Annotated in this window: 25 protein-coding genes and 2 pseudogenes; 12 read left to right on the top strand and 15 right to left on the bottom strand. The window is 71.4% G+C overall.

Features of this window, described 5'->3' with window-relative positions; translation table 11 throughout:
• Positions 1-10: 10 nt before the first annotated feature.
• Entirely contained in the window at positions 11-547 is a 537-nt protein-coding gene (locus tag ACZ7DE_RS26400) for a YbjN domain-containing protein (RefSeq protein WP_470765298.1), read from the bottom strand.
• Between the two features lie 141 nt (positions 548-688).
• Here ACZ7DE_RS26400 and ACZ7DE_RS26395 point away from each other — a divergent pair, with 141 nt between their 5' ends.
• Entirely contained in the window at positions 689-1,216 is a 528-nt protein-coding gene (locus tag ACZ7DE_RS26395) for a hypothetical protein (RefSeq protein WP_470765297.1), read from the top strand.
• A 76-nt stretch (positions 1,217-1,292) separates the two neighbouring features.
• On the opposite strand, the gene clpB is transcribed toward ACZ7DE_RS26395, so the two are convergent.
• Positions 1,293-3,890 carry an ATP-dependent chaperone ClpB gene (gene clpB / locus ACZ7DE_RS26390; RefSeq protein ID WP_470765296.1) on the bottom strand — a complete coding sequence of 866 codons (2,598 nt, stop codon included), beginning with the start codon at positions 3,888-3,890 and terminating at the stop codon, positions 1,293-1,295.
• Between the two features lie 120 nt (positions 3,891-4,010).
• Between clpB and ACZ7DE_RS26385 the strand changes: the two genes are divergently transcribed.
• Positions 4,011-4,424 carry a pyridoxamine 5'-phosphate oxidase family protein gene (locus ACZ7DE_RS26385; protein ID WP_470765294.1) on the top strand — a complete coding sequence of 138 codons (414 nt, stop codon included), beginning with the start codon at positions 4,011-4,013 and terminating at the stop codon, positions 4,422-4,424.
• Between the two features lie 337 nt (positions 4,425-4,761).
• Here the strand turns inward: ACZ7DE_RS26385 and ACZ7DE_RS26380 are convergent, their stop codons facing one another.
• Positions 4,762-5,097 (bottom strand): hypothetical protein, encoded by a 336-nt coding sequence (locus ACZ7DE_RS26380; protein ID WP_470765292.1) that lies wholly within the window; start codon positions 5,095-5,097, stop codon positions 4,762-4,764.
• Positions 5,094-5,369 carry a hypothetical protein gene (locus tag ACZ7DE_RS26375; RefSeq protein WP_470765290.1) on the bottom strand — a complete coding sequence of 92 codons (276 nt, stop codon included), beginning with the start codon at positions 5,367-5,369 and terminating at the stop codon, positions 5,094-5,096. The genes ACZ7DE_RS26380 and ACZ7DE_RS26375 overlap by 4 nt, the downstream gene beginning before the upstream one ends.
• Before the next feature lie 277 nt (positions 5,370-5,646).
• Here ACZ7DE_RS26375 and ACZ7DE_RS26370 point away from each other — a divergent pair, with 277 nt between their 5' ends.
• Together ACZ7DE_RS26370 and ACZ7DE_RS26365 are read left to right on the top strand one after the other, a co-directional pair.
• On the top strand, positions 5,647-6,495 hold the full coding sequence (locus ACZ7DE_RS26370) for a helix-turn-helix transcriptional regulator (protein WP_470765523.1): 849 nt from the start codon (positions 5,647-5,649) through the stop codon (positions 6,493-6,495).
• Positions 6,496-6,528: 33 nt separating this feature from the next.
• The gene (locus ACZ7DE_RS26365) at positions 6,529-7,611 is read left to right on the top strand and encodes a helix-turn-helix transcriptional regulator (RefSeq protein ID WP_470765287.1); all 1,083 of its coding nucleotides are present in this window, start codon (positions 6,529-6,531) and stop codon (positions 7,609-7,611) included.
• 190 nt (positions 7,612-7,801) lie between these two features.
• Here the strand turns inward: ACZ7DE_RS26365 and ACZ7DE_RS26360 are convergent.
• Positions 7,802-8,779, bottom strand: a pseudogene (locus ACZ7DE_RS26360) (helix-turn-helix transcriptional regulator); the annotation flags it as partial.
• A 659-nt stretch (positions 8,780-9,438) separates the two neighbouring features.
• Here ACZ7DE_RS26360 and ACZ7DE_RS26355 point away from each other — a divergent pair.
• Entirely contained in the window at positions 9,439-10,041 is a 603-nt protein-coding gene (locus ACZ7DE_RS26355) for a hypothetical protein (RefSeq protein ID WP_470765285.1), read from the top strand.
• A 28-nt stretch (positions 10,042-10,069) separates the two neighbouring features.
• Here ACZ7DE_RS26355 and ACZ7DE_RS26350 read toward each other — a convergent pair whose 3' ends face one another.
• Positions 10,070-11,179 (bottom strand): sugar ABC transporter substrate-binding protein, encoded by a 1,110-nt coding sequence (locus ACZ7DE_RS26350; RefSeq protein ID WP_470765283.1) that lies wholly within the window; start codon positions 11,177-11,179, stop codon positions 10,070-10,072.
• Between the two features lie 555 nt (positions 11,180-11,734).
• Here ACZ7DE_RS26350 and ACZ7DE_RS26345 point away from each other — a divergent pair.
• Positions 11,735-13,012 carry a hypothetical protein gene (locus tag ACZ7DE_RS26345; RefSeq protein WP_470765280.1) on the top strand — a complete coding sequence of 426 codons (1,278 nt, stop codon included), beginning with the start codon at positions 11,735-11,737 and terminating at the stop codon, positions 13,010-13,012.
• 137 nt (positions 13,013-13,149) lie between these two features.
• On the opposite strand, the gene ACZ7DE_RS26340 is transcribed toward ACZ7DE_RS26345, so the two are convergent.
• The 7 genes and pseudogenes from ACZ7DE_RS26340 to ACZ7DE_RS26310 form a co-directional block, all read right to left on the bottom strand.
• Positions 13,150-14,703, bottom strand: coding sequence for a type IV secretory system conjugative DNA transfer family protein (locus tag ACZ7DE_RS26340; RefSeq protein ID WP_470765278.1), 1,554 nt, complete (start codon positions 14,701-14,703; stop codon positions 13,150-13,152).
• A 91-nt stretch (positions 14,704-14,794) separates the two neighbouring features.
• A complete protein-coding gene (locus ACZ7DE_RS26335; protein ID WP_470765277.1) occupies positions 14,795-15,187 on the bottom strand; it encodes a hypothetical protein in 393 nt (130 codons plus the stop codon).
• A gap of 200 nt (positions 15,188-15,387) precedes the next feature.
• Positions 15,388-15,749: pseudogene (locus ACZ7DE_RS26330) on the bottom strand (DUF4913 domain-containing protein).
• Complete coding sequence (locus ACZ7DE_RS26325; RefSeq protein ID WP_470765275.1) at positions 15,746-15,937, bottom strand: hypothetical protein; 192 nt, start codon at positions 15,935-15,937, stop codon at positions 15,746-15,748. Before ACZ7DE_RS26325 ends, ACZ7DE_RS26330 begins: the two are co-directional and overlap by 4 nt.
• Entirely contained in the window at positions 15,934-16,746 is an 813-nt protein-coding gene (locus ACZ7DE_RS26320) for a hypothetical protein (protein ID WP_470765273.1), read from the bottom strand. Before ACZ7DE_RS26320 ends, ACZ7DE_RS26325 begins: the two co-directional genes overlap by 4 nt.
• Before the next feature lie 41 nt (positions 16,747-16,787).
• Positions 16,788-17,414, bottom strand: a complete 627-nt coding sequence (locus ACZ7DE_RS26315; RefSeq protein ID WP_470765270.1) for a hypothetical protein — start codon at positions 17,412-17,414, stop codon at positions 16,788-16,790.
• A 52-nt stretch (positions 17,415-17,466) separates the two neighbouring features.
• Positions 17,467-18,003 carry a hypothetical protein gene (locus tag ACZ7DE_RS26310; RefSeq protein WP_470765268.1) on the bottom strand — a complete coding sequence of 179 codons (537 nt, stop codon included), beginning with the start codon at positions 18,001-18,003 and terminating at the stop codon, positions 17,467-17,469.
• Positions 18,004-18,337: 334 nt separating this feature from the next.
• Here ACZ7DE_RS26310 and ACZ7DE_RS26305 point away from each other — a divergent pair, with 334 nt between their 5' ends.
• The 5 genes from ACZ7DE_RS26305 (at position 18,338) to ACZ7DE_RS26285 (ending at position 21,916) form a co-directional block, all read left to right on the top strand.
• Positions 18,338-19,714, top strand: coding sequence for a hypothetical protein (locus ACZ7DE_RS26305; protein ID WP_470765265.1), 1,377 nt, complete (start codon positions 18,338-18,340; stop codon positions 19,712-19,714).
• Positions 19,632-19,850, top strand: coding sequence for a hypothetical protein (locus ACZ7DE_RS26300; protein WP_470765262.1), 219 nt, complete (start codon positions 19,632-19,634; stop codon positions 19,848-19,850). Before ACZ7DE_RS26305 ends, ACZ7DE_RS26300 begins: the two co-directional genes overlap by 83 nt.
• A gap of 13 nt (positions 19,851-19,863) precedes the next feature.
• Positions 19,864-20,493, top strand: coding sequence for a hypothetical protein (locus ACZ7DE_RS26295; RefSeq protein ID WP_470765261.1), 630 nt, complete (start codon positions 19,864-19,866; stop codon positions 20,491-20,493).
• Between the two features lie 372 nt (positions 20,494-20,865).
• Positions 20,866-21,264 (top strand): hypothetical protein, encoded by a 399-nt coding sequence (locus ACZ7DE_RS26290; RefSeq protein WP_470765259.1) that lies wholly within the window; start codon positions 20,866-20,868, stop codon positions 21,262-21,264.
• 25 nt (positions 21,265-21,289) lie between these two features.
• Positions 21,290-21,916, top strand: a complete 627-nt coding sequence (locus ACZ7DE_RS26285; protein WP_470765257.1) for a hypothetical protein — start codon at positions 21,290-21,292, stop codon at positions 21,914-21,916.
• Between the two features lie 155 nt (positions 21,917-22,071).
• Here the strand turns inward: ACZ7DE_RS26285 and ACZ7DE_RS26280 are convergent, their stop codons facing one another.
• Positions 22,072-22,563 carry a pyridoxamine 5'-phosphate oxidase family protein gene (locus ACZ7DE_RS26280; RefSeq protein WP_470765255.1) on the bottom strand — a complete coding sequence of 164 codons (492 nt, stop codon included), beginning with the start codon at positions 22,561-22,563 and terminating at the stop codon, positions 22,072-22,074.
• 563 nt (positions 22,564-23,126) lie between these two features.
• On the opposite strand from ACZ7DE_RS26280, the gene ACZ7DE_RS26275 reads away from it, so the two are divergent.
• Positions 23,127-23,414: a hypothetical protein gene (locus tag ACZ7DE_RS26275; protein WP_470765253.1), complete on the top strand. Its 288-nt coding sequence runs from the start codon at positions 23,127-23,129 to the stop codon at positions 23,412-23,414.
• Between the two features lie 108 nt (positions 23,415-23,522).
• Here ACZ7DE_RS26275 and ACZ7DE_RS26270 read toward each other — a convergent pair whose 3' ends face one another.
• Positions 23,523-23,774 (bottom strand): DUF6406 domain-containing protein, encoded by a 252-nt coding sequence (locus tag ACZ7DE_RS26270; protein ID WP_470765250.1) that lies wholly within the window; start codon positions 23,772-23,774, stop codon positions 23,523-23,525.
• Positions 23,775-23,778: the final 4 nt, after the last annotated feature.

The raw sequence follows: 23,778 nt of genomic DNA, 5'->3' as shown, positions 1-23,778 counted from the left end.
CCCGAAGGACCTACTCGTCGCCCTCCTCGGGCTTCTCCTCCGCGTCGTTGACCTCCGACTCGAGGCCCAGCTGCTCCACCAGCCACTTGTCGAACTCGATGGCCGCGCGCACCCAGCTCACCGTCGAGGAGACGAACAGCTCGATGTTGACGCCGGCGCCGATCAGCAGCTGCGCCTCGCCGATGAGGCGGACGGTGCCGTCGTCGTGGGTGTGCGTGTAGACCTTGGGCCACAGTGTGCGCCGGTTCCAGTCGTCGATCGACTCGAGCAGCTGCACCTTGTCGTCGATCTTGTGGGGCCGGTCGTAGAACGTCCGCACCGAGTAGACCGCCTGGTCCCCCTCGCCGCGGAACATGAAGTACGTACGGAACTCCTCCCACGGCGCCGCGAGGTCACCCTCGTCGTCGACGACGTACTTCAGCTCCATCTGGTCGAGGAGCTGCTTCACGAGATCCTGATCCGGGACGACGGGGCCCGCCGGTCCACCCTGGGGCTGCGGCTCGGGCTGGCCCCCGAAGTTCGGAATCGAGGACGGGTCGATGGTCACCGTGTTTTTCCCTTCGTACGGATTCCGCCATCCTCCCCCATGCGGGGAGGGGGGTGGCAAGCCCAGCCATGGCCTGTCAGCCCTGAGCTGACAGGATCCGGCCTGTCGCACCAAGGTCGGTGACGGGTGGAGGGGAATCGCATGACGAACGAGCGAACCGGTACGGGCGTGCGGCCGGAGCCGGCGGGGCCGCCGGAGCCGGCGGGCCGGACCAGGTGGGGGCTGGTGGCGGCGATCCTGGCGCTGCCGGTGTCGCTGGTGGTGGGCCTGGTGGTGCTGATCGGCGTCTGGGCGCTGACCGACGACGAGGAAGAGGACGGGACCCGGCTGAAGCAGGTGCCCTGCGCCGAGGCGCTGGCGTTCGGCGGGGCCGAGCTGCCGGCGGCCGCGCGGGACGCGGAGTGCACCGTGCAGTCCTGGCTGGACACGAACTACCAGGCCGACTTCCGCATGCCGCGCGCGGGCGTGAGCGCCTGGCTGGCCCAGGCCTACCCCGAGGCTCCCGGCCCGGGCGGCCCGGGCACCGAGGCCTGCGCCCACGGCTCGGACTACTGCTTCCAGCTCGACGTGACCGAGCACCCCGGCGCGGACGCGTACTACGTCAACGTCACCGTGACGTACGAGAACGCCGAGACCGCACGGGTGCGGTACTCGGCGTTCACGACGTGACGTGAGCCGGGGGCGCGGTCCGGGCGCCCTGGGGAGCCCGGGGGGACCGGGCGCCGGACGGGAGGCTCGGGGGCCGCTACAGCGTCTTGCCGGTCGCGGGGCCCACGATCAGGCCCTCGCCGAACGCGTCCACCCGGACCGTGTCGCCGTCCTTGACCTCGCCCGCCAGGATCTCCTTGGCGAGCCGGTCGCCGATGGCCGTCTGGACCAGCCGGCGCAGCGGACGGGCGCCGTACGCCGGGTCGTTGCCCTCGTCGGCCAGCCAGGCCAGGGCCGCGTCGGTCACCTCCAGGGTGAGGCGGCGCTCGGCGAGCCGCTTGGCCAGCCGGTCGATCTGGAGGCGCGCGATCCGCTCCAGCTCCTCCTTGTCCAGGGCCGAGAAGACGACCAGGTCGTCGAGCCGGTTGAGGAACTCCGGCTTGAAGGAGGCCCTCACCACCTCGAGGACCTGCTCCTTCTTCTCCGCCTCGGTGGTCACCGGGTCGACGAGGTACTGGCTGCCGAGGTTGGACGTCAGCACCAGGATGGTGTTGCGGAAGTCGACCGTGCGGCCCTGGCCGTCGGTCAGCCGGCCGTCGTCCAGGACCTGGAGCAGGACGTCGAAGACCTCCGGGTGCGCCTTCTCCACCTCGTCGAGCAGGATCACGCTGTACGGCCGCCTGCGCACCGCCTCGGTGAGCTGGCCGCCCTCCTCGTAGCCGATGTAGCCGGGGGGCGCGCCGACCAGGCGGGCGACGCTGTGCTTCTCGCCGTACTCCGACATGTCGATGCGGATCATGGCCCGCTCGTCGTCGAAGAGGAAGTCGGCGAGGGCCTTGGCCAGCTCGGTCTTGCCGACGCCGGTCGGACCGAGGAAGACGAACGAGCCGGTCGGGCGGTCGGGGTCGGCGATGCCCGCGCGGGAGCGGCGGACGGCGTCGGACACGGCCCGCACGGCCTCGGTCTGGCCGATGAGCCGCTTGCCCAGCTCGTCCTCCATGCGCAGCAGCTTCTGCGTCTCGCCCTCCAGGAGGCGGCCGGCCGGGATGCCGGTCCAGGAGGCGACGACGTCGGCGATGTCGTCCGAGCCGACCTCCTCCTTGACCATCGTGTCCTTCGCGGCCTCCTCCTCGGCCTCGGAGGCGGCCTCGAGATCGCGTTCCAGGGTCGGGATCTCGCCGTACAGCAGCTTGCTGGCGGTGTCGAAGTCGCCGTCGCGCTGGGCACGCTCGGCCTGGCCGCGCAGGTCGTCGAGCTTCTCCTTCAGCTCGCCCACCCGGTTGAGGGACTGCTTCTCCTTCTCCCAGCGGGCGGTCAGGCCCCGCAGCTCCTCCTCCTTGTCGGCGAGGTCGCGGCGCAGCTTCTCCAGGCGTTCGCGGGAGGCGGCGTCGGTCTCCTTGCTGAGGGCCAGCTCCTCCATCTTCAGCCGGTCGACGGAACGCTGGAGCTCGTCGATCTCGACCGGGGACGAGTCGATCTCCATGCGCAGGCGGGAGGCCGCCTCGTCGACCAGGTCGATGGCCTTGTCGGGCAGGAAGCGGGAGGTGATGTAGCGGTCGGAGAGGGTCGCGGCGGCGACCAGGGCGGCGTCCGCGATCTGCACCTTGTGGTGGGCCTCGTAGCGGCCCTTGAGACCGCGCAGGATGGCGATGGTGTCCTCGACGGAGGGCTCCGCGACCAGCACCTGCTGGAAGCGGCGCTCCAGCGCCGGGTCCTTCTCGATCCGTTCGCGGTACTCGTCGAGCGTCGTCGCGCCGACCATGCGCAGCTCGCCGCGCGCGAGCATCGGCTTGAGCATGTTGCCGGCGTCCATGGCCGAGTCGCCGCCGGCGCCCGCGCCGACGACCGTGTGCAGCTCGTCGATGAAGGTGATGATCTGCCCGTCGGAGTCCTTGATCTCGGCCAGGACGGTCTTCAGCCGCTCCTCGAACTCGCCGCGGTACTTCGCCCCGGCCACCATCGCGCCGAGGTCCAGCGCGACCAGCCGCTTGTCCTTGAGGGACTCGGGGACGTCGCCCTTGACGATCCGCTGCGCCAGCCCCTCGACGACGGCGGTCTTGCCGACGCCGGGCTCGCCGATGAGCACGGGGTTGTTCTTGGTGCGGCGGGACAGCACCTGCACGACCCGCCGGATCTCGGTGTCCCGGCCGATGACGGGGTCGAGCTTGCCCTCGCGGGCGGCGGCGGTGAAGTCGGTCCCGAACTTCTCCAGGGCCTTGTACTGGCCCTCGGGGTCGGCGCTGGTCACCCGGCGCCCGCCGCGGGCCTTGCGGAAGGCTTCCTGGAGCTTCTCGGGGGTCGCGCCCTGCCGGGTGAGCACCTCGGCGGCCTGGCCGCCCTTGGCGGCGATGCCGAAGAGCAGGTGCTCGGTGGACAGGTACTCGTCCCCGAGGTCACGGGCCCGGCTCTGCGCGTCGGCGACGACGGCCAGCAGCTCGCGGTTGGGCTGCGGGGGCGCGACGGTGGACCCGGTCACGCTGGGCAGCGAGCCGAGCACCTTCTCGGCCCCGGCCCGCACGGCGGCCTGGTCGGCGTCCACCGCCGCGAGCAGGTCGGTGATGTTCTCGTTGTCCTGGCCCTGGAGCAGCGCGAGCAGCAGGTGGGCTGGGGTGAGGTCGGCGTGTCCCTGGGACACGGCCCTGCTGCTGGCCGCGTTGATCGCGTCCCGGCTCCGGTTGGTCAGCTCGGCGTCCACGTTCGCTGTCTCCTCCTTGCGTCAGCGCTCTCCCGTACTGACTCTGTCAGCGTACACAAAGTTGAGTCTATTCCGCTCAAGGTGTGCGCGGTGAGTCCATGGAGCACTAAGTTCCGGACCATGGCCGCATACCCCCAGGACCCGGGCGCCCCGGACGCGCCGTATCTCGCCTTCTGGCGCGAACGACACCTGTGCACGCTGACCACACCACGTCCGGACGGCAGCCCGCACGTGGTTCCGGTAGGCGTGACGTACGACCCCGAGAACCGGCTGGCCCGGGTCATCACCGACAACGCCAGCGCGAAGGTGGGCCACGTCCTGGCGGCGGGACCCGACGGCGCGCGGGTCGCGGTGTGCCAGGTGGACGGCCGGCGCTGGGCCACGCTGGAGGGGCGGGCGTTCGTCCGGTCGGAGCCGGAGAAGGTCGCGGACGCCGTGCGGCGGTACGCGCAGCGCTACGGACGCACGCCCGGCCCGAACCCCACGCGCGTGGTGATCGAGATCGAGCTGACCCGGGCGATGGGACGCGGGTGAGGGAGGCGGTTGCGGGAGGCGCGCGAGGGACGCGGGCGAGAGGCGCCGGCGGGTCGGGCGAGAGGCGCCGGCAGGTCGGGCGAGGAGCGCGGGCGGGCCCGCCGAGGGACGCGAGCGGGACGGAAGCGGGACGGGCCGGGGGCCGAAGCACGATGGGCGGGGGACGGAAGCAGGGCGGGTGACCGGATTTCGATCCCGTCGATTTCCGGCCAACGCTCAACCAGGTCGATAACCGGAAATGTCCCCGCAAACTGCAGCGGCGTCACCGTGTTCAGGTCACGGTGACGCCGCTGCGGGGGGAAGCACCTGAGCGATCTGTTACGACGGGGGAATCGCGTCAGGCACTGCGGGGGGTGGCTGAGATGGTCTTCAGGGGCGGAGCCTCGGTCTCCACCAGCCGGTGGTCGCGCTGGTCCAGGTTCACAAAGATCATTCCGTACCGGATGGCACACCGCACGGGCTGCGGCGCGCCGCGGGGCTTGCGCAGGCACCGGTAGGCCCGTACGTCCTCGTCCTCGTCGCGGGTCACGACCACGGGTTCGCCGAACACGGTCACCATCAACGAGTCACCGCTGTGGGGGATGGCGGTGACCAGGTCGATGAAGTGCCAGCCGGAGCGGTAGGCGGTGGCCATTTCACGGCGGAAGGAGCGGTCGTCGGGTGGCGTGGTCATGACTCGGCGACCCACGTGCTGTCGGCCGGAGCGACCCAGGTGCTGTCGGCGGGGGCCTCCCAGGTGCTGTCGCCCGGCACGTCTGCCGCGGTGACGACCCAGGTGCTGTCGCGGGGAGCGACCCATGTGCTGTCACCGGCCACGGCGACGGTGCCGGCACCCGGACTCCAGGTACTGTCGCGCGCCGCGTCGGCCGTCGTCCCCGCAAGGCCGCTCAGCGCTCCGAGGGCCAGGGCGGCGGAGAAGGCGGCGGCAAGCGCCGAGCGAAGCATTCTCTTATGCATAGTCGGCTTCGTCCTCATTTGAAGGTCACCTCTCCCCCGTCGACTACGACGATGGCCCATTCGGGCACGTCATGGCCACACAATCGATGCATCATGTTCCTGCACGTTCAGGACCCTGGGGGGTGGAGATTTGACGAAAAATGAGACAAGGCAGACACATCCTCATGCGTCGACTGAGCTGTGCGAGGAAGGTCGCCGTCTCTACGGGAACGCTCTTCGGACGGGCCGCATAGCCCGTGCGGACGTGGAGCCCGCTCCGTGTTTGATGGAGTTCGCCCTGCTTCATGCCGACCCCGACGACGCGAACTGGCTGCGCCCGGTGCCCCCGTCGATCGCCCTGTCCCAGCTGCTGAACCCGATCGAGCGCGAGATAACCCAACGCAGGCGGCTGTCGGTGGAACTCGCCGACGCTTTCGAGCCGTTCATGACCCTCAGCGCCCAGCCGACGCCGACCACGCACTCGATCACGGTCCTGGAGGGCATCGACCGGATCAACGCCGCACTCGATCTGGCCACCTCCCAGTGCCAGTCCGAGATGCTCACGGTGCAGCCGAGCCGCCGCCGCCTGGAGCACACCCTGGTCCAGGGGCTCGAACGGGACCGGCCTCTGATCGAACGCGGCTGCCGCATCCGGACGCTCTACCAGCACACGGCCCGCTACAGCCCGGAGACCCTGGCCTACGTCTCCCAGTTCACCGACGGCAAGGTGGAGTACCGCACCATCGACGAACTCGTGGAGCGGCTGATCATCTGCGACGAGACCGTGGCCTTCATCCCCACCCGGGACGACGGGCAGGTCGCCCTCGAACTCCGCCACCCAGGGCTCGTCCGCTATCTGATCAAGGTCTTCGAGTTCATGTGGGGCCGTGCCGTCCCGCTCGCCACCGGCGCCCCCTACGAGACCGCGCCCGACGGCATCACGGACATCCAGCACTCCATCGCCAAGCTCCTCGTCGAGGGGCACGTCGACGAGGCGATAGCCCGCCGCCTGGGCATGAACGTTCGCACCTGCCGAGCCCACATCGCCAAACTCGCCACCGCCCTGGGCAGTGGCAGCCGCGCCCAACTCGGGTTTCTCATAGCCCAGTCGGGGATCCTCAAGCAAGAGCCCTGAGCCGAGCCGCCCGAACAGCTAGGGAGAACCGCAGTGAACGCGCCGCCGCACCCCCACCACGGCGTGGAGGACCTGTGCACCGCGGGCCTGCACCTCTACCAACAGGCCCTGCGCGACGGGCGCGTCAAGACCGAGGACGCCGAGACGACGGCCCCGTGCCTGCTCTCCTTCGGCCTCCTGCACCCGGTCGTGGACGACGTGGCCCAGCTCGAGCCCGTGGCCCCCGCCGTGGTCCTGCACCGGATGCTGCGCTCCTCGGGCACCCGCATCGCCGAGGAACGCCGTCGCGAGGAACGGCTGGCGTCGCTGTTCGAACCCCTCATGCGGATCCCCGGCAGCCGCACGGCCACCACGGAACCCGTCTCCCTGCGGCTCCTCAGCGGCACCGAGCGGATCAACGAGGCCATCACCGAGGCGACGTCCGAGGCGACCAGCGAAGTGCTCTGCGTCCAGCCCCACGTCCACTACAGCGGCCCGCGCGGCGAGACGGGCCACGCCGTCGCCATGGCCCGCGACCAGGCCCTGCTCGACCGGGGCTGCCGCATCCGCACGCTCTACCAGCACACCCAGCGCCACCAGCCCCTCGTCCTGGCCCGCTACGAGCAGCTCCGGGGCGACGCCCAGGCCCGCACCCTGGACGAGGTCACCGACCGCCTCATCGTCATCGACGGCACGGTCGCCTTCATCCCCGCCGGCGAGGACGGCCGGCTGGCCCTGGAGGTCCGCCACCCGGCCCTCCTGACCTACTTCACCACCACCTTCGACCGGCTCTGGCGGCTCGCCACCCCCATGTACCCGCAGGCCGTCCAGCGTCCCTCGCGGGGCGGCGTCACGCCCCGGCAGCAGGCCATCGCCGCCCTCCTGGTCGAGGGCCACACGGACGCCGTCATCGCCGACCGCCTCGGCATGAACATCCGTACCGCCCGTGTCCACATCGCCAAGCTCGCCACCACCCTCGGCAGCGACAGCCGCGCCCAACTCGGCTACCTCATCGGCCAGTCGGGGATCCTTGACCGGGAACAGCGCCGGGTGCCGGAGCAGGGGCGGGGGCCTGAGCAGGCGCGGGAGCGGGAGCAGGGGCCGAGCCGGGACCGGGGCCGGGAACCGGAACGCTGACCGGCGCCCCCGGCTCCGCCGCGGACACGCCCGACTGTGCCGCAGACGCCCCCGGGGCGGCCGTGGACGCCGCTGCACGGTCCGAATCCGCGCCCGTCCCCGGGGCCGCCTCCTGAGCCCCCTCAGGGGCCGTCTCCGGGGCCGTCAGGGTCCCCGGGGCCGTCGTCCGCGCGTCCGTCCCGCTCTCCCCGGACGGCCGGTCGAGGCCGACCTGGGCGATCCGCACCCCCAGCTGGGTGCGGCTGGCCGCGCCGAGGGTCTCCGAGAGGCGGGCGATGTGAGCGCGGCAGGTGCGGACGCTGATGCCCAGGCGCTCGGCGATGACGGCGTCCTGGTGGCCCTCCGCCAGCAGCGCGGCGATGGACTGCTCGCGGTGGGAGACGCCCTCGACACGGGTGTCGGGGAGCGGGGCGGTGAGCGGGATCGCCAGCCGCCACAGACGCTCGAAGACCGTCACCAGGTAGGAGACCAGGGCCGGGTGACGCAGTTCCAGGGCCATCGTGCGGTCCGGGTTGGCCGGGATGAACGCGACCTTGCGGTCGAAGAGCATCAGCCGGTCGATGACCTCGTCCAGCGTGCGGGCCTCCACCGTGTCGCCCATCAGCTCCAGGTAGTTGAGCAGGCCCTGCCCGTGCCGGGCGACGTGGTTGTAGAGGTCGCGCATGCGCACGCCCCGGCCGCGCAGCTCCAGCGCGCGGTGCAGGCCCTCCGACAGCTCGTGCTCACGCCGGATGCCGCCGGGCTGCACGGTGAGGACCTCGGTCGTGCACGCCTCGGTCGCCGCGTCCAGGGCGGCCTGGATCCGGGAGGGGCCGTCCAGGACCCGGATCGCCGCACCCTCGCCGGCCGCCGCCCGCTCGGGCCCGCCCAGACCCGCGTACCACTCGAAGGCGGCGACCGCCGAGCCCATCCGCCGCTGGCTCGCGCTGACCTCGTCGTGCAGTCCGCGCAGCAGCCGGGTCATGACCTCCTGCGGGGAGGTCGGCACCAGCCAGTCCATGTCGTCGGGGTCGGGGTGCAGGAGGGCGAGCTCCAGGAGGCACGGGACCGGCTCGGCGTCGGTGCGCGCCACCCGACCACGCCGTACGGCCCGGGAATACACGCGATCCCCGGCCTCGCACAGTCGGTCGGCACCGTGTGGATGCTCCTCCGTCCCGTGCCCGGCCATCGCCCATCCCACCCCCGCCGTACGCCTCTTCCGGAGCGCAACTATGCGCGGCCCGGACCGGCTCCGCAACACGGCTCCCCCGGCCAGGGCCACCGGAATCCACCCGTCTGTGCGAGTTTCTCCCGGCCTCCTCCCCCGGCACTGCAACAAGCTGACGGTGGTGCAGGACCTCGGCTGAGGTGCATCGTTGGTTCCGCTTCCCCCCGGGTGCTTCCCGCCCGGGGACGAGCGGAACCAACCCGGCCGGACCACGGGGGAGTCCGGCCGGGCTCGGGGTTCCGGCAGCCGGGCTCCGGCCGCTGGACTCCGGGCTCGGGGTTCCGGCCGCTGGGCTCCGGGCTCCGGATGCCACGGCGGGCGCACCGCCTGGGGCGGCCGTCCCGGGATCGCCGCGGGATCGTCCCGGGACGCCTCGGATCACCACGGGGCGCCGGGCCGGCAGCGGCGGCGGGGGCGGCACGGACGGATCGCGAACCGGACGCGGGGGACGCAGGACGGGGACGCGAAACGGGGGGGGACCCGGGGACCGGGGGGGACTCGGGGGGACCCGGAAGGACGCGGAACGGGACCCCGGGGGGGGCGCGAGACGGGCTCGGGGAGGGGCCGGGGGGACGTCACGCGGTCTCCCGTTTCGCGTGCCGCGGCCGGACAATGCCGGTATGGCGAGGAACCGGGCGCAGGCGCGGGCCGCCCGGACCGTGGCCGCGCCGACCGTTGCCGCCCTGACCGTGGTCGCGCTGCTGTGCGCGACGACGAGCTGCGCGGGCGACGACGGGAAGCCGTCCGCCCCGGTCGGCACGGCCGCCTCCGGGACGGCCGCGCAGGCGCCCTCACGCCCCTACAAGGACGGCCACCTGACCTTCACGCTGCTGTTCCTGCGCTGCGGCCTGAACGCGGTCGCCGGGTCGCACAGCGAGGGTCGGCCGGAGGGACGGTTCTGCTGGGCGCGGCTGCGGGTGGACAACCAGGACCCGGTGTTCCACACGTACGTGGCGAAGAGTCAGCGCCTCGCGGGCGTCGCCGGACGCCCGGGGCAGCCCGACACGTTCGCCATGGCCGTGCGGCGCCAGCACGACAGCGTGGAGATCGGCGGGCACGATCTGATCGAGGTCGAGCTCTGGTACGACGTCCCGCCCGACGCCGAGGTGACCGGTCTGCGGGTCTCGGGCGACCGCGACCCGGCCGGCTACCTGGACACCAGCCCGGCGCCCTACGCGCCGGGCGGGGTTCTCGTCACGATGAGGCCGCTCATGGGCTGGTGACCGGCCCGGAGGAGCAAGGCCCGCCGGATCAGGTGAGGTTGAGCGCCGCGCAGGCGGCCTTCAGCTTGGGGATGCAGATGTCCGAGGTCTTGTAGATGCCGTCGGCGACGACGGTCTGCTTGATGTTCTTCTTCGTCAGCGCGACCACGGTCACCAGCTTGGCCGGAATGTCCTTGTTCGTCGGGCTGTCGACCGTGTCGCGGGTGAGGGCCTCGAACTGGAGGTCGCGGCCCTGGACCTTGGCGACGGCCGCCTGGGCCGCGGCCTCGGCCTCGGCCAGGTACGGCTTGTAGACGCTCATGAACTGCTCGCCGCCGATGATGCGCTGCACGGCCGCCAGCTCCGCGTCCTGGCCGGTGATCGGGGGCAGGGCGTCGTCGCTGACGCCCGCCGCCTCCAGGGCCTTGATGATGCCGCCGGCCATGGCGTCGTTGGCGGAGTAGACACCGGCGATGTTGTTCTTGCCGATCGCCTCGATCGCCTTCGTCATGTTGGCCTGGGCGACCTCGGGGCTCCACTTGTCGGTGTCGTACGACTTCGCGATCGTGACCCGGCCGCTGAGCTCGCTGAGCGCGCCCTGCTTGAACTGCGCGGCGTTGGGGTCGGTGGGCGAGCCGTTCACCATGACGATCTTGTCGGCGAGGCTGACCTCGCCGATGGCCTCCGCGAGGCTGCGGCCCTGCACCTCTCCGACCAGCTCGTTGTCGAAGGAGACGTACGCGTCGATCGGGCCCTGGGCGAGACGGTCATAGGCGATGACCGGGATGTTCGCCTCCTTGGCCTTCGTCACCATGGGCGCGATCGCCTTCGCGTCGACCGCGTCCAGCAGGATGATGTCGACCTTGTCGTCGATCATCTGCTGCATCTGGGTGTTCTGCTTCTTGGTGGAGGAGGCCGCGTTCGCGTACTCGGTCTTGCCCTTGCCGCCGGTGAGTTCGGTGACCTTCCGCTTGATGATGGGGTAGTCGAACTGCGCGTACCGCGTGTTCGTCTCCTCCGGCATCAGCACGCCCACCGTGATGTCGTCGCTCCGGGTCGGTGTCGCGCTGGCGCCGTCCTCCGAAGCCCCGAGCATCCCGCACCCGGCGAGCGAGAGGGACATCGCGGAGGCGACCACGGCTATGGCGATACGACGCATTCGGGGGCTCACTTCAGGTGCGTTCGGTGCAATACGGACATGGGTGCGACAGGGTGACCCAGGTGTCTGAAAAGACAACGTGGCGGCGACCGTCGACGTCAAGCGGAACTACTTAACGAAGTAGCAACATCACGCTCCGCTCAGCGGGTGAAGACGCATGGAGACGAAGCGGAGGCCTCGCGGACGGCTCGCGAAAACCCGTCCGGAAGACCGCCCGAGGAACCACACGGCCGCACGCCGCCGACGGTGGCCGAGCGGAGCGTGACCCCCCGGTTATAGGCCCGTGACCAGCGGAATCACTGCCTCCGGCGCTGTTGCGAAGTGGTGACGGAGGGACGATTGATCAAGCGCGTGCGCCGGGTGAGGATGAGTGCACCGCGAGCCGCCGGGGGGAACGCAGGACCGGCCGGGCAAGCGGACGCGCTCACTTCTCTCAGCTCCTCTCGCAACTCGGCTGCTCGCCTTGCTCTTCCTTGCTCTTCCTTGCTCTTCCTTCTCCGGTGGCCTCTCGTCGTGCGCCGGTCCTTCTCCGTTCATTCCTTGGGGGGATTCATCATGTCCGCTCGTTCCGTCGCCGCCCGCCGCATCCGCACCGTGGCCGCGACCGCCGTCGTCACCGCTGTGGCCGGCGCCGCCTTCGTCCCGGCCACCGCCGTCGCCGCCGACAAGGCGGGCGGACACGCGCTGAGGATGACGCTCGGCGCGCCCACCCCCACCGGCCCGCTCAAGCGCGGCGGCGCGACGGAGTCGATGATCCTGACGGTCGCCAACTCCTCCGACAAGGCACAGGAGTTCTCGGCCTGGCTGCCGGGCACGCCGGACGGTCCGAGCCCGGTGCTGAAGGACTCCATCGTCTTCGACGTGACCGCGGTCGACGCGCCCGCGACCAAGTCGGCCGTCGGACGCCAGGACGGCTCCTTCCAGGGGCTGTTCTTCCCGGCCACCGGGAACGCGGCGTCCACCTTCTCCATCCCGGCGAAGACCGAGTTCACCTGGAAGGTCACGGTCGGCCTCGGCGCCTCCTACCCCACCAACGACGGTGACTTCACCCTCACCGCCGGGCGGCTGGTCGGCGACACCGACGACGACCCGTCCCGCAACACCCAGGTCTTCAAGATCGACCCGGCGATCACTCCCGGCAAGCTGAACGTGGCCTGGGAGCAGAAGAAGGGCGCCGTCGCGCGCCCCGGTCAGCGTGCCGAGCTGGTGCTGAACGCCACGGCCACCGGTCCCGGCGAGTTCCCCGCCGAGCTTCAGCGCACCGTGTCGGCCCAGCAGTTCCGTGACGGCGCCGGCAACCCGGACTTCGTCCTGGAGGCCGAGGTCGACGGCAAGATCGTCAAGCTCGAGGAGATCAACGACAGCGAGTGGGAACTCCCCGCCATCGCCAAGGGCTTCGGCGCCTCCAAGGGCACCGACAGCATCAAGCTGTACCTCTCCCTGGGCAAGAACAGTGACATCAAGAAGGACGCCGTCGTCCCGCTGGAGGCGTTGATCTCCATGGGCGACTCCTGGGGGTTCAACGGCGCCCGGACCCAGGTGAAGGCCGGCCCGGCCCTGGTCACCCCGCCGAGCGGTACGCCGTCCACGACGCCGTCGCCGTCCGCCTCCGCCCCGGCCTCGGCCTCCCCGTCGGCGTCCGCGTCCGGCTCCGCGGCCACCACGGGCGGCACGACCGGCGGCACCGCGAACACCACGAGCGCGACCGGTTCGCTCGCCGCCACGGGTTCGGGCGGCGGCACCCTCTACGGCGCCCTCGCGGCCGCCCTGCTGGCCGTCGGCGGCGCGGCGGCCTGGTTCGGCACGCGTCGCCGGCGGTCCGCGCGCGCCTGATCCCTACGGACGGGGGACGCCGAACGGCGGACGGGGGACGCCGAACGGCGGACGGCGGACGGCCGGCGGACGGCGGAGGGGCCCGGAGGCAGTCGCCTCCGGGCCCCTCCCCCTTGTCCGCGCCGGGCGGCGCCGGCTCAGCGCGCCCCGGGGTCGTACTTCTTCAGCGAGGCCTGGACCTCGGCGGCGTAGGCGCCCTCCCACCACGGGACCGTCTCCACCAGCACCGGCTTGGTGCCGGAGGCGAGGACGAGGGCCCGGCCCGGAGGCATCGCGCCCAGGTCGGAGACCTGGAGGACGCGTTCGCGGCGCGTGGACTCGCTGATCGCACGGTTGCCGGACCAGCCGCCGAACTCCGACTCACGGCTGGTCTGGTACTCGCGCAGGTCGTACTCGCCGGCCAGCTCGCTCAGGTCGCCCAGGAAGCGGGTGTCGGAGACGCCGCCGCCGTAGACGCGGACGTTCGCGGCGGACCACAGCTTCTCCATGCCGCGCTCGCCCCACACCTCGATGCCCTGCGCCCAGGACTGCAGGATCGTCATCAGGATGATGCCGCGCGAGCCGTAGTGGGAGTACAGGTCGGGCAGGGAGCGCCAGCGGCACACGTTGGCGGCCTCGTCGAGGACGCCGACGAGGGGCAGGGGCAGCCGTCCGCCGCGCTGGGTGGTGGCGTACTCCTCGGCCGCCTCGACGACGGCCACGGTCAGCGCGGTCACCAGCGGCCCGGCGGAGTCGCGCCCCTCCCGGCTGAGCGAGTACAGGGTGCCGCCGCTGCGGACGAACGCGTGCGGGTCGAACTCGCCCGCGTACTCGTCGGCCGGGGGCGTGACCCACCGGTTGACCTCCGGGTTGACCAGGCAGGACGCCATCTGCTGGGCGACGCCGTAGATGCCGCTGCGCTGCTTGTCGGGGGCGTTGATGACACCGGCCAGGCCGTCGGCGGACATGGCGTGCCCGGCGCCGCGCAGGATCCGCTCCGGGGCGTCGTCCTTGGGGTTGGACAGCCAGGTGTAGATCTGGGTGATCGGCGCCTTGGCGCAGGCGGCGGCGAGCAGCAGGTTGGCGAGCAGGTCCTGGCCGGCCGGGTCGAAGAAGGCGTCGGTGGAGGCGTTGGCGTCACGCGAGCCGCTGGCGAAGTGGTCGGCCATCTTGCGGGCCTTGGCCACGTCGGTGACGTACGACAGCGGGTTCCACCACCAGCTCGGCTCCTCCTGCGCGACCTGCTGCGGGTCGAACACCCACACCGGGCCGCGCGCGGTCCGCGGGCCCCGGGTCGCGTCCACGATGTCGCGCTTGTTGGAGGTGACGAGGACAGCGCCGGGTCCGTCGAGGATGGCGGGGATGGCGCGCCGGGTCGTCTTGCCGGTCCGGGGGCCCCAGATGTCGACGTGCATGTCCTCGTACGAGCCGTACAGCGGCTGGCGCCCCTTGACGGACCGTCCGATGAACACGCCGGGCGTGCCCGACTGCACCCCGAGGCGTTCGGCGGTGGCGGCGGCGCCCTTCATGGTGAGCTTGCCGAGCTCCTCGCCCTTCGCGAGGTGCTGGGCGGCGCCGTCCACCTTGGGCTTGTTCCTGAACCGCTCCCGCACCCGGTAGGCGGCCAGGCCCAGCACACCGGCCACCACCGCCTCCCCGGCCGCGACGGCGCTGGCCGCGGAACCCGGCCAGGTGTAGTCGCCCTTGATCACCTCGACGAGGAAGCTCAGCCGCAGCCCGCGACCAGCCCGAGAGCCACCAGTGCCCCGGTGAGGTGAAGAAGCCGACGCTTCATCGGGTGGTTCACGTCTGCTTCATCTGCGCGTCGTTCACGGTGAGGCGGAGAAGGGGAGCGGCCCAGCTCGCGGCGCTGCTGGAGTAGTCGTACGTGGTGAGGCCGACCATGTACTGCGTCATGACGGCGTGCGCCTTGGCGGCTTCGGAGACCGAGACGACCGGGGCGAGGGCCGTGTTCTGCGAAGCGTCGCCACCGGCTCCCTGCCCGTCCGAGTCCGTACCGTCCTTGCCCGAGGTGGCGGCGGGCACCGCGGAGCGTCCCTTGTCGTCACCGCCGTCGCCGCCGTCGCCGTCGTCTCCGTCGAAGACGGTGAACACGGTGAGTACGGCGATCAGGAGAAACCCGAGCACCCCCAGGGCCAGGAGCCCCGTGCGCTTGTTCTCCGCAGGCAAGTCCACGTTTCCGCGCCTCCCTTGTGCTGAGCCGGTACGGCGGGTGACCGGGACACGGTAGAGGCAGGCGGAAGTGGGGAGTCGGGGGAATTCCCGCCGAGGAAAGAAGGAGGACCGGCGACGGGAAAGCGGGGGAAAGACAGGCGCGGAGCCACGTCACCGCGGCGCCGTCGGCGAAAGACGCCTCAGGCCGCCGCATCCGGCGGTCACTCGGGCCGAGGATCCACCGGCAGCGGATCGAACGGGTAGGCCGTGTGCCCGTCCTTGGGCGAACAGGCCGCGAACGGGCCCGAGTCGGCGTCCATCAGGACCCGCAGATGCGGGTCCGCGTGGTGCAGCCACCAGGTCGACATGCCGAGCGCCGGATCCTGGCGCAGGTGTTCCCAGGCCAGCCACAGCGCCGACAGCCGGGCGCCCGCTCGGGGTGCTCCCACCACTTCGGGCACCAGGTGGCCGAAGAGCCGTTGACCCGGCGGCGGATCACCTGAGCGAGATAGTCGGAGACGAAGACGAAGACGTCCGCGAAGTAGAACTCCGGCTCTTCGGAAGCGGGTTCGGTATCGGTCATCGTTCGACTCCTGCGGGCTGCTGCTGGGGAACCGGCGGCGGCAGGGTGAGGGCGGCGGCCGGGTTGAGGACTCCGTGGCCCGCGGTCGGCCCGCGCGGGGCGGCGGGACGGGCGACGGGGCGTACGTCGACGCCGGGAAGGAACGCGTTGACGGCAGCGGGCTGCGATGTCTTCGCCCGTGCGTTCAACTCGTCGTACGTGTCGGCCAGCCCGAGGCGCCACATCGCCGCCTCGGGGCTCTCCTTGAGTCGCTCCGGCACGTCCATGGCGCCCAGCTTCTGGGCGAACTGCCTGGCGTGGACCTCCCGGGGTCGATGTCCTCCATCCGCCACTGCGAACGAAGCGACTCGTCACCGAGCAGGCCGTCGATCTCCGGCGGGAGTTGCTCGTGGCGCGGCATGTCGATCGGGAACTTGATGTTCTCCTTGCCGACTGCGGAATGCGCCAACAGCCGGGGGAGTTCGTCCGCGCCGAGGACGGAGTCCGCACCGATGTCCGCGGCGAACGCCACCACCGGGCCCTGCGCGGCTTCGGCATATCGCCCTGAGACGGTCTTCCACACCTGCGTGGCCACGGCCTCCACCTCGGGCAGCTTCAGCTGGTAGTCCCTCGCCAGGGCCTCCCGCACAGATCGCTCGCCGAGCCAGTAGGAGTCCAGCTTGCGCCCCGCCGGAGTGTCTTCCAGCACCTGAAGCCCCCGTGATTCCCCGCAGGCCTGGGCCAGGAACCGATGCCCCACCTCGCGGGGCGCCCCCTCCGGCTGTGACCGCCAGGACCAGAAGGCGCGGGCCTCACCGCGATCCGCCCGCGTCACAGACTCGTTCGCCGCCACGCTCTCCACATAGGACAGGAGGTCGGGAGCGGCCTTCTGCTTACCCTCGGGATCCGCCGCCGCCGCGACCTGCGCCTGCCAGTCCGTGTACATCCGCAGAGCGGTCTCGGATCCCTGCATCTCCGTCACGGGCCGGCGAGCCCAGTGGGCGTCTTCCAGTGCCACGGCCCGCGCTGTCTCCTCGCGCGTGGGCGGCGCCGCGTACGTCACGCGTGCATCCCCTCGCCTTCCATGGGCCGGAACAACTTCAGCCAGATCATCGATCCGCCGGGCGCGGTCTCGGTCCAGGTCGGGAACGACACGGACTGGTCGAGGACCACGAGGGGTTGCTCCGGCCGGCCGGTGGCGGGAGCCCAATAGGCGAAGCGGTAGGGGCGTCGGGTCTTCAACCGGAAGTCGCGGCTCGGCCAGTACCTCTCGTGCTGGGGCTCCGGAAAGTCCGGGGCGTCCCAGGCACCGGTCCAGGCAGGTGCGCCCAGGACACCGGCAGCGGCGTCGAGGTGCTGCGTCCAGTCCTCGGCCGTGGCGGCGATGACCTGCTCGTTCTCGGTCGCGGACACTGCCACGAGGTCCCGGGCGACGTAATCGATGTCGGTCACGGGGTTCCACCGACCCCCCGATCCGAAGGTCAGTCTCCCGCCCGTGCCCGTCAGCACGCGCAGATTCCCCTCCGCGTTCTGCGGGGCCCACCCGTACCGCTCGCACCACTCACGGAACGCGGGCGAGCCGCCCTGCGGAGGCCCCGACCAGACCCACGGCCAGTCCACTCTCATCAGTCCGGCCAGCTCGGCGGCGAGGTCCTGCGGCGTCCGGCCCGTTCTCTCCGTCGGCATGGGTCCCCTTCGACGTTTCTCGGTCAGGCGATCACTCGATCTGTCAGCGCTCTCAGGCCGGGACGATACCGAGCAGCAACAGCACCACCACCACCGCGCCCATCACGATGCGCGCCGTCGGATCCTCGCGTTCCCACAGATCGTGGACGACGGCCCAGCCCGTCAGGCGCGCGGCCCGACCGCTGTGGATGTCGGAGGCGGACTGCTGCTCCTCGTCCGCGGCCTCCTCGTCCGGCGACGACGGCTCGGGCTCCTCGTCGAAACCGACCGGCAGTCCCTGCTGCTCCTGGGCCACCAGGACCATCTGCTCGAGAAGTTCGGGAATCGTGTTCGGCGTGAGGGGGTAGGCGAAGGTCCCGTACGGCGTATCCACGCACAGCCGGGCCTGCCAGGGGTTGCCCGGCTCGTAGCCGTCGACCCAGGCGCGCTCGGTCTGGTAGACCTGCGGGGCCTGTGCCGCTTGGGCGACCGGTACGACGGCGGGGACAGGGACCTGCTGGACCGGCGGCGACTGCTGGGGGATCTCCCCGGCACGCGGGTCTGCCTGCTGGGAGTACTGCTGCTGCGGGTGCCCGTTGTGGTCGGTCAACTCTCGTCCTTCGCCGGGTCCGTGCTCCAGGGGGTCGGGGCGCCGGGCGGCGGCGCCCGGTACATCGGGCGCACATGCCCAGCGCATTGTGTGCCCAGAGGCAGTGCGCGCGGCACAGCGCCTTCCCGAGGTGTCCCTGCCGACTTTCCCGGCCTGTTTCCCCAAGACCGCCCCGCCGGGAATCCATGGAGTCCCGGCGGGGAAAGCGACAGCGGTCCGGTGACAGGTCTTTGTCACACTGCCAGCGCACCTGGCATGGCCAGGGCCCGTCGTGCGGTGCGGTCGTGACCCGCCCAGGCGGACGGGGAACCGACTCGCTGGAGTAACCGACTCGATGACAGACCACAACAGCCCTGCTGGCGCGGTCGGCGGAGGCCAGCCTTCCGGGCAGCCCGGGTCCTGCGGTCCGTCCCAGCAGCCACCACAGCAGGCGTGGCAGGCACAGGGGCAGGGGCAGCAGGCCCCCGCCCCGCAGCAGCCGCAGCCCGGCGCCCAGTCGGCTCCCCAGCCCCAGCAGCTTCCCTCCGACGCGGCCCGCGCGCAGGTCGCAGCCGCCTGGGTGCGCAACACGCCCCGCGCCGGCCAGGCCGCCGTGCCCTCGCTGCCCCCGCGCGAGACCCGTCCCCAGGGCGAGTCGAAGAAGGAGAAGCGCGAGCGGGAACGGGCCGCGCGCAAGGCGGCCTACGAGCAGAAGAAGGCGGCGAAGGAACAGCGCAAGCGGGGCGGCGCGGCGACGGCCACCGCTCCCGCAACAACGCCCACCCCGGCCATGACGCCCCAGGCCGGCCTCCATGCCGCCACCCCCGCCCCGGCCCCGGCCGCCCAGACCACCACGCAGGCCGCCGTCGGCGGCACCCAGGCCGCCCCGCGCCCCACCCCCGCCCGCGACTTCGACGTCCCCAGGCCCGGCGGCCGCATCGCCGGCGGCGGACGCCGTACGCACGTCGCCCTCCGCGCCACCCTCCTGATCACCACTTGCGTGTTCGCACTGGGCTCGTGCGGTGTGATGGGGCTGGTGGTCGGCAAGTCGTCCGGCACCACCACCGCGGGACTGGACGAGGCGGACGCCCTCCGGTACCGGCTCACCGAGTTCCCCACCGAGCAGGCGGCCGCCTTCGCGGAGCAGTACGCGCAGCTCTGCATGACGTTCTCCCCGGACACGTCCTCCGCGCGCCGCGCCGGCCTCGCCCGCTACGCCTCCGCCGGCGTCGACCCCGAGTGCGGCTGGAGCAGCGAGGGCACCAGCAAGGCCGTCTCCGTCACCTGGGACGGCACCGCCGATCGCACTGACGGCAGTCGGCGCGTGCGGGAGCAGCGAGGACGGTGGTCACGACACCACGGCCACCCCCACGCCCGCCGCAGCCACTGCCGACGACGGTCCGGCGGGCGGCGGCGACCCGAGCGCGGCCGGCGGACTGCCCAAGGCATCCGACACGGCGTCCATCGCGACGTACCTCAACCAGTACACCCCCTGCCAGGACCTGGCGACGGGCGACGAATACGACACGGGCCACGACGGCGACGCATGGGGCACGGACGAGGCGGAGGACCCCGCCTGGGCCATCGAGGAGCGCGCCGTGTGCACGGACGGATCCGGTCGGCCCATCGCGCTGCTCACCGTCTCCGACATGAAGAAGTTCCAGACGGCCGCCAAGTCGAGCGGCGACGAGTTCCTGGTCGGCCGGGACTTCGCGGTCGTCCCTGTCGGTGACGAGGCGATCCGGAGCCTTCAGCAGTCCGGCCTGAGGTTCCTGACGTGCGATGCGGACTTCGTGGTGCCGAGCGGCTTCGAGAAGGAGCCCGGCCTCGTGGACGGCTGCGCCCTGACCAACTACGTCCCCCAGTAAGGCGAAATACATCATGCGAATCAGGCGAGCGATCACCGTCGGCGCGTTCCTCCTCATGTCGGCTTCGCTGACCGCGTGCGGCGGCGGTGACGACGAGGCAGGCACCGGCGCAAACAGCGACGGTGACGGCAGGACCGGGGCCGGCGCCGGTACCGGCAAGGACGGCGGCAGCCAGGCCGCGGGCAAGGGGTTGCCCGAGGCCTCGGACATGGCGTCCCTCGCGTACTTCCTCAACGAGCACGCTTCGTGCCTGGATCTGACCACGGGCGCCGAGTACGACAACTCGTCGTACACGGACAAGGACCCGGCCTGGGGCGACGAGAACATGACCAAGGAGCCCGCCTGGGGAATCAAGGAACGCGCTGTCTGCCGAGACGACTACCACGACTCCAACACGCTGCTTCTGGTGTCGGACATGAAGAAGTTCCAGACCTCCATCAAGGCGAAGAACTACGGGGCGCTCCTCGTCGGCAAGGACTTCGCCGTGGAGCCGGGCGACGCCCAGACCGTCCAGGAACTGAAGACATCCGGCCTCATGACCCTGTCCTGCGACCCCGAACTCGCGATCCCCAGCGGTTTCAAGCAGGAGCCCGGACAGGTCGACGGGTGCGTCCTGACCGACTACTTCCCCGCTGACCTCTGACCGTCCCGAAGGGCTTCTCATGACCCGCATCCGGCTGCGCGGCGGCCGTCCGGCACGGCCCCGAACGAAGCGTTCGTGGCGCCAGGGACTCATCAGCACCGGAGTCGCCGCACGGGCGACGCTGTTCCTGATACTCGGAGTGATCGCTCTCTCGTTCTCCGCCCCCCAGCAGGCGAATGCGCTTTTCGACACATGTGACTGGACCTCCGACAGCATCAACCAGGTGGGCCGGGGGCCCGGAGGACGAGGAGAAGCAGAAGCACTGGTGCGCCGGGTTCGGCTGGCGGCCGCTGTGGTTCGAGGCGGGCCAGTGGGTGCGTACGGCACGGCGCGCCCGCCTCCACCTCGCCTCGGTGGCCCCCGGGCCGCCCGGTGAGCCGCGTCGAGCACGTCCTGTGGTCGGTGCGGGCGGATGCCGCCGCGGAGAACGAGACCCTGATGGCGCTCAGCGCCGGGAAGTGGCCCGCGTACCTCGCCGCCGTCCAGTCGGTGCTGAGCGTTCCCACCTGGTCCGGCCACTGGGACACGGTCGGCTTCCCGGACTCCCCCGGACGCGGGTACTGGGGGGACGCGGAGTGGCGCGAGGAGCACCGGGATCCGTACCGGCTCGCGCTGTGGTCCTTCCGTACGCCGGGAGCACCGCTGTTCGTGCTCAGGGCGAACCTCGCGGCGGGTACCGCGGCCGGTTGGGGGCCCGGCAGTGCGACGATCTCTCTCGCCTGCCACGGGCCGGCCGATCCCGAGGACGACGGAACCGGCTGGCTGTTGTGACGACGAGGAACCAGAGGGACTGATCATGGCGATTACTTCAGGTCTGCAGCACCGGACACCGCAGGAGCTGGTCGCAGAGCTGCGTGGACTGACAGACGTGGACTGGCCGACCGTCTGGTCCGGCCCGCCCTACCCGGGCAAGGGACTGGACATGTGGTGCGCCCAGTTCGACTGGGTGCCCACCAGTTTCGAGCGCGTGCTCCAGGTGCGCACGGACACCGGCGCCACCCTCACCCTCAACAACGTGGGCGGCAGCTGGGCCCCGGTGACCGACGTCAGCCACTGGCTCTGGGGAGCGGGCGCCGAGGCGGTCGAGGACAACCCGGCCCTGCTCGCGGAAGCGGCCCGGGTCTGGCCGTTGTACGTGACGGCCGCCTCCGCCGTGCTCGGCGAGCCGTCCTGGGAGGGCGCCTGGGACGCCGAGGACTTCCCCGAGAACCTCGGCAATCACGACGTCGGCTCGCGCGACTACCGGCTGGCGCAGCAGAACCCGCATCGGCTGGCTTACTGGATGCCGTCCGAAACGACCGCCCCGCTGGTGATTCTGGAGATCCTCCTCAGGGCGAACACGGCAGCCCGGTCCCCTCGCCCCGGCGCCGCCAACCTGTCCGTGCGGTTCCACCCGCGTCCGGTCGAGATCGGAGGACTGTGAGTCCGCAGCCGACAACCGTTACGGCGGCGCGATCCGCCTCCTGATCCACCCGGACGGCACGACGGAACAGCTGGGCTGACCCACGCACGACGGGCCCCTCTCGCCCCTTCACGGAGGGGCTGAGCCGACCGCGCGCAACCATCCCCCTTGACGGCTCACCAGTACTGCGGCACTTCCTCCCACTCCGACTCCGGGCGGACCTCGCCGTAGATCCGGATGGCGTGTACGCGGATCACCAGCAGCTTCTGCTCAACCACCCTCTCGTACCAGTCCTCCGAGACCTGCCGCCTGAACCACTCGACATCGCGCAGTTCCCGTCCCACCGCGTCGCCGGGTTCCCGGGACGGCTCGGAGATCTCGACCCTGCCCTCCACAGCCGCCCACCGGCTCCAGTCATGGGCCCCACAGGACAGTCGCGCCCAGGGCTTGCCCGCGAACGACCGGACGAAGGCGCCGTCCTGCGCCCCGAGCAGCCGGGCGATGCGCGCCTGTCCGTCCCAGCCGAAGTTACGCAGCACCCCTGAGGCTTCGCTCCTGGCGCGGACGATCTGTGCCAGGTCGACCCAGTGCTGCACCACGGCCATGCCGCCGCTGAAGTCGGGAGTCCCCCACTGCCCCATGTACCGCGACGCTTCGTCCTCCGTCATCGAACGCCCGCCGCCGAGCTGCCGCACGTCTCTCCCCCTCCGCCTTCACCCACCGATCATGCCAAGGGTTCTCCGCGAAGGCGACGCCCGTCCCGGACCTCATCCATGCCCCCGCCCAGGGGACTTGAGCGCTTCCCCGCGGCACGCCGAGAAGCGGTTCCGGTCAGCGCACCGGCAGTCGTCGGACACGTCCTGCGGCCCCCGTGATCAACTCTGGGTGTGAGTGAATCCCAGGTCGCCGAGTTCGACGATTCTGCGACTGGCCGCGGCCCTGACGACGGGTGAGGAACAGGTCGACGCACTCCCGGCCGCCGAGTTCGTCGTCGGGCCGGAGTTCGACGAGTGGGCCGACAAGGTCCGCCGACAACTCGACGTGTTCCCCTCCCTCCGGGCCCGGGCGGTACGCCTGCCGGCCGTCGGCTTCGACGGTCCGCTGCCCGCGCTGCTCGAAGCCGCTCAGCGGGACGGAGGGGAGACCGCCAAGCCGAGCGGCGCCCTCGCCGACCACTGCGCCCCAGCACTCCCGCTCGGCCTCGCCCCCGGGTGCCGTCATCGATGCCGTCGTGGCCCGTCTCGACCTGCCCCCGGTGCTGGCCCTGCAGGCGCTGATGGCCGTACGCGAGACCAACCACCAGGACGGGGCGTACTCTCGGCTGTCCCTGCGCCAGAGCCTGACCGCTGCCGCGACCATCGCCGCGGCGGGCCGCTACGACCTTCTGCAGTACGTCGTCGACCGCTGGCACATCCGCTACCCGTGGCGCGACCACCTCGTCGAACGGGAACTCTTCGAGGAGGCGGTGAGCCTGCGCTCGGCCGAGCCGCTCGAGGCGAGGCTGGCCCGGCTGCCTTGATCCGGGCCCTGGGGACGGAGGTCGAGCCGCGGAAGCCCGATCCGCCGACCACCGCTCGACGCCCGCCGCGAAATCAGCGGGCGCCGCGTCCCCAGGGCCTGACGGTCCTCACTCGACCAGGCGCAGAACTGCCCGCACGTCGGTGCTCATCGGGTCTTCCACTCGGTCGAGGACCCACGTCTCATCGGAAACGGAGAAGGTTCCCCCGATTTCCAGGGCGTACTTGTTCACTTCCCCAGCGGCAACAGTCAGATAAACGGTGACAGGCCCTCCATCCGGGGCATAAATATCGCGCAGCACGTAACGGACATCACCCCTGCGCTCGGGGACCGATAGGCGAAGCCTGACTTCATTGAGCACGACA

The sequence above is a fragment of the Streptomyces sp. NPDC037083 genome (assembly GCF_055606485.1).
This window is presented reverse-complemented; position numbering and strand designations above follow the sequence as displayed.